This window comes from Lapillicoccus sp., assembly GCF_025353065.1.
GTDB lineage: Bacteria > Actinomycetota > Actinomycetes > Actinomycetales > Dermatophilaceae > Lapillicoccus.
Map to the genome: position 1 here is coordinate 69428 of NZ_JANXRJ010000009.1, position 8073 is coordinate 77500.

An 8073-nucleotide genomic window follows, 5' to 3' on the forward strand; every position below is an offset into this window, starting at 1 on the left:
GGTCCCGTGTTGTCCCGAAACGCGCTCGTAGCACCGCGAAATCGAGGGCGAAACGTTCGGGTCACGAAGTGGTCACAAAAGTGCAGCGCTCTTACTTTTAGGCCCGGGCGGTGGTCGGATGAAGCACCCCGGTCGGGAGAGATGACCAACCGAAAGGACACGGCGCAGTGACTGATGTGACCGAGCAGAACTCTGAGGGAAGCCTCAGCCGGATCGTGAGCTCCGGCCTCCCACGACGGGACTTCCTGAGGTTCACCCTCGTGGCCGGTCTCGCCACGCCGATCGGCCTCGGCCTGGCGGGCTGTGCGACGGGCGGCGGGTCGACGGGCTCCGGTGCCCCCACGGTGGCGGGAGCCGCCAAGAGCGCCACCAACCCCTTCGGCATCGATCCCAAGGCGACCGTGGACGTCGTGATCTTCAAGGGCGGCTACTCCGACCAGTACGCGATCGACGCGGGCAAGACCTACGACACGACCTGGACCGGCTCCGGCCTGGCCAAGGTCACCTCCACGACGAAGATCAACACCGAGCTCCAGCCGCGCTTCGTCGGCGGCAACCCCCCCGACGTCATCGACAACTCGGGCGCCGACAGCATCTCCTTCGCCGGCATCCAGGGACAGGTCGAGCCGCTCGACGACCTGCTGGAGGCCCCAGCCATCGGGTTCCCGGGCAAGAAGATCAAGGACATCCTCATCCCGGGGGCTACCGACCCCGGCACCTTCGACGGCAAGCTACTCCAGCTCAACTACTTCTACACGGTCTACAGCCTGTGGTACGGGGCAAAGCTGTTCAAGGACAACGGTTTCACCCCACCCACCACCTGGGACGAGACGATGGCGCTCGGCGAGGCCGCGAAGGCCAAGGGCATCTCGCTCTTCGTCTTCGGCGGCCAGAACGCCGCGAGCTACTACCACGAGTTCGCCCTCTCGATGGCGGTCCGCCAGGGCGGCGTCGACATCCTGAAGAAGCTCGAGAACCTCGACTCCGACGGCTACACGCAAGAGCCGGTGATGACGGCCTTCCAGTCGATCGAGAAGGCGGTCAAGGCGGGCTACTTCCTTCCCGGCGGCTCGGGCATGATCCACACCCAGGCCCAGACGCAGTTCGTCCAGGGCAAGGCGCTGCTCTACCCCTCCGGGTCCTGGCTCGAGAACGAGATGAAGGACATCACCGGGCCCGACTTCGCGATGACCTCGCTCCAGGTCCCCGCCCTCGCGGCCAGCCCCAAGCTGGTCAAGGGCTTCCACGGCGCTGCGGGCGAGCCGTTCATCGTCCCCAAGGGCAAGAACCCTGCCGGTGGCAAGGAGTTCCTGCGCAACATGCTGAGCAAGGAGGCGGCCTCCAACACCTCCAAGCTCGTCAAGGCGGCGACGATCGTCACGGGCACCGTCCCCGCGGACGGCTTCGGCTCCACGGCGCTGGCCTCGGCCACGAAGATCCAGAACGACGGGCTCTCCGAGGTCTACAACTGGAGGTACGACTCGTTCTACGGCATGGGCAAGCAGGTCGTCACCATCTGGAACACGTTCCTCTCCGGTGGCATGACGTCGGCCGACCTCGCCAAGCAGCTGCAGGGCCTGTCCGACAAGGTCAAGGCCGACCCGAGCGTCAAGAAGTACACGGTGTCGTGACCTCGCTGACGACGTCGAAATCTCCGACGGCGGGGGGCACCTCGAGTGCCCCCCGCGGTCGGCGACGGCCCCTGTCGTTCGAACGCATCTCGTTCTTCGCCGTCTTCCTCGGCCTGCCGCTCGCGCTCTACATCTACCTCGTCGTCTCGCCGATCATCCAGGCGTTCTACTACTCGCTGACGAGCTGGTCCGGCTACGACGCCAACCCGGCCTTCGTCGGCCTGGCGAACTACCAGGCGCTCATCCACGACGACCTGTTCTGGACGGCGCTGCGCAACAACGCGATCCTCGCGGTCGTGCTGCCCACCATCACGATCGTCCTCGCCCTGGCCCTCGCCACCCTGGTGACGGTGGGCGGCAGCGCGCGTGGCCAGACCCGGGGGATCAGCGGCGGCGGTTTCTACCGCGTCGTCTCCTTCTTCCCCTACGCGATCCCCGCGATCGTCACGGGAATCCTGTGGCAGCAGGTGTATTCGCCGCAAGGGGGGCTGCTCAACGGGTTCCTGGACGCCATCGGCCTGCACAACCTCAAGAACACACCGTGGCTCGGCGACCCCAACCTCGCGCTCGGCGCCATCATCGTCGTGATCGTCTGGAGCTTCGTCGGGTTCTACATGGTGCTCTTCGTCGCGGCCATCAAGGGCATCCCGGCGGAGATCTACGAGGCCGCGCGCCTCGACGGCTCGGGACGGCTGCGTACCGCCGTCCAGATCACCGTGCCGCTCATCCGTGACAACGTCTCGACCGCGGTCGTCTACATGGCGATCCTCGGCCTCGACGCCTTCACCTACATGGCGATCCTCGCGCCGACCGGCGGACCCAACAACCAGGCGCTCGTCGTGACGCAGTACCTCTACTCGAACTTCACCCAGGCCAAGTACGGCTACGCCATCGCCATGGGCGTGGTCCTCGCCCTCGTGACGCTGCTCGTGTCGATCGGCGTCCTGGTCTCGAGCCGCCGCCAGCAGGTGGAGCTGTGAGCCGGACCGACACGACCGCCGCATCGGCGACACCGGCACCGGACCCCGAGGGTGGCGCTGCGCCGTCGAGGCCGCCCGTCCCCCCGCCGGCTCCTCCGAGCAGGTGGGGTGAACGGGGGGTGTCCCTCGCCTCTCACGTCGTCCTCAGCCTGTGGGCCCTGGCCGTCGTCCTCCCCCTGGTCTGGACGCTTTTCTCGTCCCTCAAGGACAGCCGCTCGATCAACGTCTCGCCCTTCGCCCTGCCCGACGTCCTCCACTGGGACAACTACGTCCGCGCCTGGAACTCCATCGGTGTCGCGAGGTACCTGCTCAACACCCTCGTCGTGGTGGGCAGCGCGCTCGTCCTCGTGATGATCCTCGGCGCCATGTCGGCCTACGTGCTGGCGCGCTTCACGTTCCGGGGCAATGCGTTCGTCTACTACCTGATCCTGCTCGGCAACACCTTCCCGATCTTCCTCGCGGTCGTGCCGCTCTTCTTCGTGCTCAAGAACGCCAACCTGCTCGGCACCTACCAGGGCCTGATCCTGGTCTACGTCGCCTACGCCTACCCGTTCACCGTGTTCTTCCTGCACTCGTTCTTCAAGACCCTCCCACAGGAGATCTACGAGGCGGCGCAGGTCGACGGCGCGGGCGACTGGCGCACCTTCTTCCAGGTCATGCTGCCGATGGCGAAGCCCGGACTCGCGTCCGTCGCGATCTTCAACTTCCTCGGACTGTGGAACCAGTACCTCCTGCCGACCGTGCTCAACCCCAACAAGGACAAGTACGTGCTCTCGCAGGGGCTCTACTCGATGGCGTCCCAGCAGGGCTACAACGTCGACTACGGCGGGCTGTTCGCCGCGGTGATCATCACCATCGCGCCCGTGCTCATCATGTACGTCATCTTCCAGCGCCAGCTCCAGGGTGGGGTCAGCGCCGGGACGATGAAGTAGTTGACCGCACCTCTGCCGCGTCCTACCGGTACTGCGCGAAGTCCTGCGTCGCCCACCATGTGCCGTCGGCCGAGCGGGCGACACCGATCCCCGTGCTGGTGTATGCCGCGTTCGAGAGGTTGGCCAGGTGCCCGGGGGACTGGATCCACGCGCTCACCATCACCTGGGCGACCTCCTCGGGCGTGGTGGTCGACGGCAGCCCCGACATGACGATGTTCTCGCCCCACGAGGTCCAGCCCGGCGGCAGGCCCGCCGAGACGTTCGGGTTGTGCTCGAGGGCGGCGGTGGCGGCCATGTGCTGGCTCCAGCCTCGGGCGAGCGCGTCGATGCGGGAGTCGCGGACGAGGGCCGCCCGACCGTGCGAGGTGCGATAGGCGTTGATGTCGGTGTTGATCGCGACCTCCGCGACCGTGACGGGGTCGGGCGCCACGGTGACCGGCGGGGGGGTGGGACGCGGCCCGACGCGGATGGCGTGCTGACCGACCGAGCGGGTGACGAGCGGCGTCACGCTGGTCCCCGGCGCAGCCGCGAACGTGCCGGCGACGTCGACGACGACGTCCGCCGACCCCTGGGCGTTGCGGAGGGCGAAGCGCCCCTGGCCATCGAGTCCGATGGTGGTGCCCGAGGCGACGATGTGGCCGGCTGCCGTGTTGGCGATCGACGTGGCCGGCCATGGTTCGCCGGCCGACCAGGCGGTGAGGTAGCTGGGCTGCGACGGCGTGACCAGGGTGACGTTCGCGGCGAGCGCGGCTGCCCCCGTGGTCATGACTGCGGCCGGTGTGGCGACCGTGGCGATGGTGCCCGTCCCCAGCCGGGTCGCGCCGAGCGCTCTCCGGCTGTCGACGACGCGGGTCGGCGTGCCGAGGGGCGCGAAGGCGGTCGAGTCGAGGCCGGCGACACCCGTGGTCGTCACCCCGACCAGGTCGACGACGACGTGGGCCTGACCGGCGTTCGACGCGAGGACGGCGCGGGCGAGGATGGCCGGCAGGGCGGCATACGTCGCCGAGGCGCAGGAGGCCCCGCACGCCCCGACCTCGACCACGGCGGTGTTGGCGACGTCGACGCCGGGCACGAAGTTGAGCGAGGAGGTGCCGGGCTCGGCGACGCTGGCGCTCCACAGCCGCACGTAGCCCGGTGAGGTGGCGCTGGTGACGGTGACGGTGACGACGAGGGCCCGGATCCGGCTGTCCGCGGTGTCCGAGAAGGAGACCGGGATGCGGGCGGTGTCGCCGTTGACGAAGGCCCCCACGCCGTCGGCGCGCGAGTCGAAGAGTCGCTTCGGGGTGACGGGCAGGAACCCGCCCGATGCGCCGAGCTGCGTTGCCACGGTGGAGGACCCGGCATACACCCCGACGACGTCAGCGACCAGGTCGATCGAGCCGGCAGCGTTGACGAGGTCGATCCGGCCGTCGGCGTGGAGCGGCACCGTGACGAGGTTGGCGCGGATGGTGCCCGCGTCGAGATTGAGGGACGAGACACCGGGGCGCGGGGAGTCGGCCGGGTATGCCGTGACGTAGGTGCCGGCGGTGGGGGAGACCCCGGTGAGGTTGAGGACGACGGCCGAGACGCCGGTCTGGGGGACGCCACCGCGTCCGGCGACCTGGAGGGTCAGGCTGGCCCCTGCACCGAGGCGGGCCATCGCCGCGCCGAGCCCGTTGCGGGTGTCGAGCAGGCGGGTGGGCGTGATCGGGTGGTAGGCCCCGAGGCCTGTTGTCGTGGTCACGGACTGGATCGCGTCGAGTGACAACGGGACTGCCGTGGCGGGGGCCATCGCGACCGCGCCGAGGCTCGCGGCGAGGAGGCCGGCCGCGGCGGCTGCGCTAGGGGTGCGACGGGTTCGACGGGTTCGCGTGGGCGGATGGGCTCGGGGTGTGGGGAGAGTCATCGGGAAGGCCTCCGGATCGGGGTCGGACTTTCATGATGGGCTGGGTCACCCGGACGACGGGACCCACGAACGCCCAGAGGATCGGGCTGAACGGGTGTTTCCATGGACCCGTGTTTCCGTGGACGCGTGCTTCCTTGGACGCGGTGCAGCAGGCGGATCTTCGCGACGTCAGAGTGCCCGGGTGAGGACGGCGAAGTAGAGGTCATCGCGGAGCGCGGAGCCGTTGACGAGCTGGTCGTAGGGGAAGGGACGGGTCTCGTCGCTCACGAGGTAGCCCCGGCGGACGTACCAGGCGATGAGCTCCTGGCGTTGGGCGATCACCGTCATCTCCATCGTGCGCGTGCGCCATATGGAGGCCGCGTGCTGCTCCGCCCTGGCCAGCAGCTGGCGGCCCAGTCCGGCCGCCTGGAGGCTCGGGTCGACGGCAAACATCCCGAAGTAGGCGAGCCCGTCGCCCCGGTCGATGAGCTCGCAGCAGCCGATGATGGTCCCCATGGCGTCCACCGCGACCAGGACGGCGCCCCGGGGGTTGGCGATCTTGTCCGCCACACCCGACGCATCGATGCGTTCGTCGTCCAGCAGTGCCGTCTCCGTCGTCCAGCCCACCTCGCCCCGGTATGCCGTGCGCACGAGGGTCACGAGGGCAGGGACGTCGGCGGGGACCGCCTCACGGAAGGCGTCGATGGGGGTCGTCACCGCATGTTTCTATCCCACCTGGCCGGCGGGGCGGAAGGCAGCGCTCGCGTAGTCTGTGCCGGTGGCCCTCGACGCGCATCCCGACCTGGCCCGTCTGGAGGGGGCGCGCCCTTCTCGGGTCGCCGACGCGGTGTCGGCGGTGGGGGAGCCGGGGCACCTCGTCATCCTGACGCTGGTCGTGGTGTCCGTGACCTCCACTGCTTGTCTCCTGTCGGCGCTCGGGTGGGTGGTGCTGACGACGGTGTTCTGTGTCGGCCTGCCGTCGATCGCGTTGCGGATCCTCATTGCTCGCGGTCTCGTGCTCGACCGGCACGTGGTGGTCCGGGAGCAGCGGACCGTTCCGCTGCTGGTGGCCCTGGCGTCCGTCGCGACCGGGCTCGGGCTGCTCGTCCTGCTGTCGGCTCCGCGTCCCGTCGTCGCGCTCGTCGCGGCGATGCTGGCCGGGGCGATCCCGATGAGCGTCGTATCGCGGTGGTACAAGGCGTCCTTCCACGTCGGTGTCGCCGGCGGGACGGCGGTGATCCTCGTGCTCGTCCTCGGGCCGTGGTGGGTGGCTGTCGTGACCCCACTGCTCCTGGTGGTGGGGTGGGCCAGGGTGCGGGCCGGGCGGCACACCGTCGGGCAGGTGCTCGTGGGCGCAGGGCTGGGATGTGCTGCCGCTGCGGTGGTCTTTCCGTGGCTGGCGTGACAGGCGTGGGGGACCGGCGCGTCTTCATCTCCGGCGCGGCCGCGGGCATCGGCCGGTCCACCGCGCGTTGTTTCCTGCGGGACGGCTGGCGCGTCGGCGCCTTCGACATCGACTCGGCCGCGCTGGACGGCCTGGCTGCCGCAGACACCACCGGGCGCCTCACGACCGGGCACCTCGATGTCACCGACCCGGACGAGTGGGGAACGCGGTTGGCGGAGTTCTGCCCTGACGGCCGGCTGGACGTGCTGATCAACAACGCGGGGGTCCTGTCCTCCGGCCGGTTCGCCGAGATCGATCTCGTGGCCCACCACCGGATCATCGAGGTGAACGTGCTCGGGACCGTGAATGGAGCCCACACCGGCCACCGCTACCTCGCGGCGACGCGAGGGGCGGTGATGGTCAACATGTGCTCGGCCTCGGCGATCTACGGGCAACCGGACCTGGCGTCCTACTCCGCCTCGAAGTTCGCCATCCGTGGGCTGTCGGAGGCGCTCGAGCTGGAGTGGAAGGCCCAGGGGATCCGGGTCATCGCGATGTGGCCGTTGTTCGTGGAGACCGCCATGGTGGACGGCATGGACACCGGAGCAACCCGGCGCCTCGGGGTGCGGCTGACCAGCGACGACGTCGCCGACGCCATCGCGGCGGCGGTGGTCGGTGGCCATGGCCGGCTGCCAAAGGTGCACTACCCGGTCGGGCGACAGGCGCAGGTCTTCGCCGGGGCCGCACGCTTCTCGCCGGTCTGGGCGAACCGCTTGCTCAACAAGATGCTTGCAGACTAGTCGTCGTGAGGATGACGAGTCGCTGGGTGGCTCGGGTCATCGCGACGTAGCGGTCCACAGGCTTCTCGATGCCCGGGCCGGACGTCTTGGCGCCCGACACGCTGGTGCCCCACATGTCCGGGTCGATGAGGACGACGAGGTCGAACTCGAGCGCTTACGCCGATAATCGACATTATGTCACTTTGTATCCTGCGTATTGCATCAGATGAATCAGTGCCACTGGGTCCGCCCCTCTACCCCGATGGCAGCGACGAAGCGCCGTTGACCTGCGGGAACGCAGCGACGATACGGTCGTTGCTGACGCTGAGAGCGACCCGTGCTGATCAGATCGGTTCAACTTAACGTCTGCGCGACACGCCGCTGACCTGCGTAAATACCGTCGCCGTCTCATCGGATGCATCATTGAATCACTGGATTCAACCGAGATCGCGGGAGTATTCGATGCAGATTGACGGCTCAGGACGTGTCCAGCTGGTGCCGTC

Annotated in this window: 7 protein-coding genes; 5 read left to right on the plus strand and 2 right to left on the minus strand. The window is 68.7% G+C overall.

Annotation, left to right across the window (positions count from 1 at the left end; translation table 11 throughout):
* Positions 1-167: 167 nt before the first annotated feature.
* The 3 genes from ngcE to Q0R63_RS00800 all read left to right on the plus strand — a co-directional run bounded on the left by ngcE (position 168) and on the right by Q0R63_RS00800 (position 3543).
* The gene (gene ngcE / locus Q0R63_RS00790) at positions 168-1631 is read left to right on the plus strand and encodes an N-acetylglucosamine/diacetylchitobiose ABC transporter substrate-binding protein (RefSeq protein WP_295692561.1); all 1464 of its coding nucleotides are present in this window, start codon (positions 168-170) and stop codon (positions 1629-1631) included.
* Positions 1628-2611 carry a sugar ABC transporter permease gene (locus Q0R63_RS00795; protein ID WP_295692564.1) on the plus strand — a complete coding sequence of 328 codons (984 nt, stop codon included), beginning with the start codon at positions 1628-1630 and terminating at the stop codon, positions 2609-2611. The genes ngcE and Q0R63_RS00795 overlap by 4 nt, the downstream gene beginning before the upstream one ends.
* Before the next feature lie 119 nt (positions 2612-2730).
* Complete coding sequence (locus tag Q0R63_RS00800) at positions 2731-3543, plus strand: carbohydrate ABC transporter permease (protein ID WP_295692567.1); 813 nt, start codon at positions 2731-2733, stop codon at positions 3541-3543.
* Positions 3544-3565: 22 nt separating this feature from the next.
* On the opposite strand, the gene Q0R63_RS00805 is transcribed toward Q0R63_RS00800, so the two are convergent.
* Both Q0R63_RS00805 and Q0R63_RS00810 read right to left on the minus strand, forming a co-directional pair.
* Positions 3566-5314: a CAP domain-containing protein gene (locus Q0R63_RS00805; protein WP_295692571.1), complete on the minus strand. Its 1749-nt coding sequence runs from the start codon at positions 5312-5314 to the stop codon at positions 3566-3568.
* Positions 5315-5596: 282 nt separating this feature from the next.
* Complete coding sequence (locus Q0R63_RS00810) at positions 5597-6124, minus strand: GNAT family N-acetyltransferase (RefSeq protein ID WP_295692574.1); 528 nt, start codon at positions 6122-6124, stop codon at positions 5597-5599.
* Between the two features lie 61 nt (positions 6125-6185).
* Here Q0R63_RS00810 and Q0R63_RS00815 point away from each other — a divergent pair, with 61 nt between their 5' ends.
* Entirely contained in the window at positions 6186-6812 is a 627-nt protein-coding gene (locus tag Q0R63_RS00815) for a phosphatase PAP2 family protein (RefSeq protein WP_295692577.1), read from the plus strand.
* A complete protein-coding gene (locus Q0R63_RS00820; RefSeq protein ID WP_295692580.1) occupies positions 6800-7591 on the plus strand; it encodes an SDR family oxidoreductase in 792 nt (263 codons plus the stop codon). Before Q0R63_RS00815 ends, Q0R63_RS00820 begins: the two co-directional genes overlap by 13 nt.
* Positions 7592-8073: the final 482 nt, after the last annotated feature.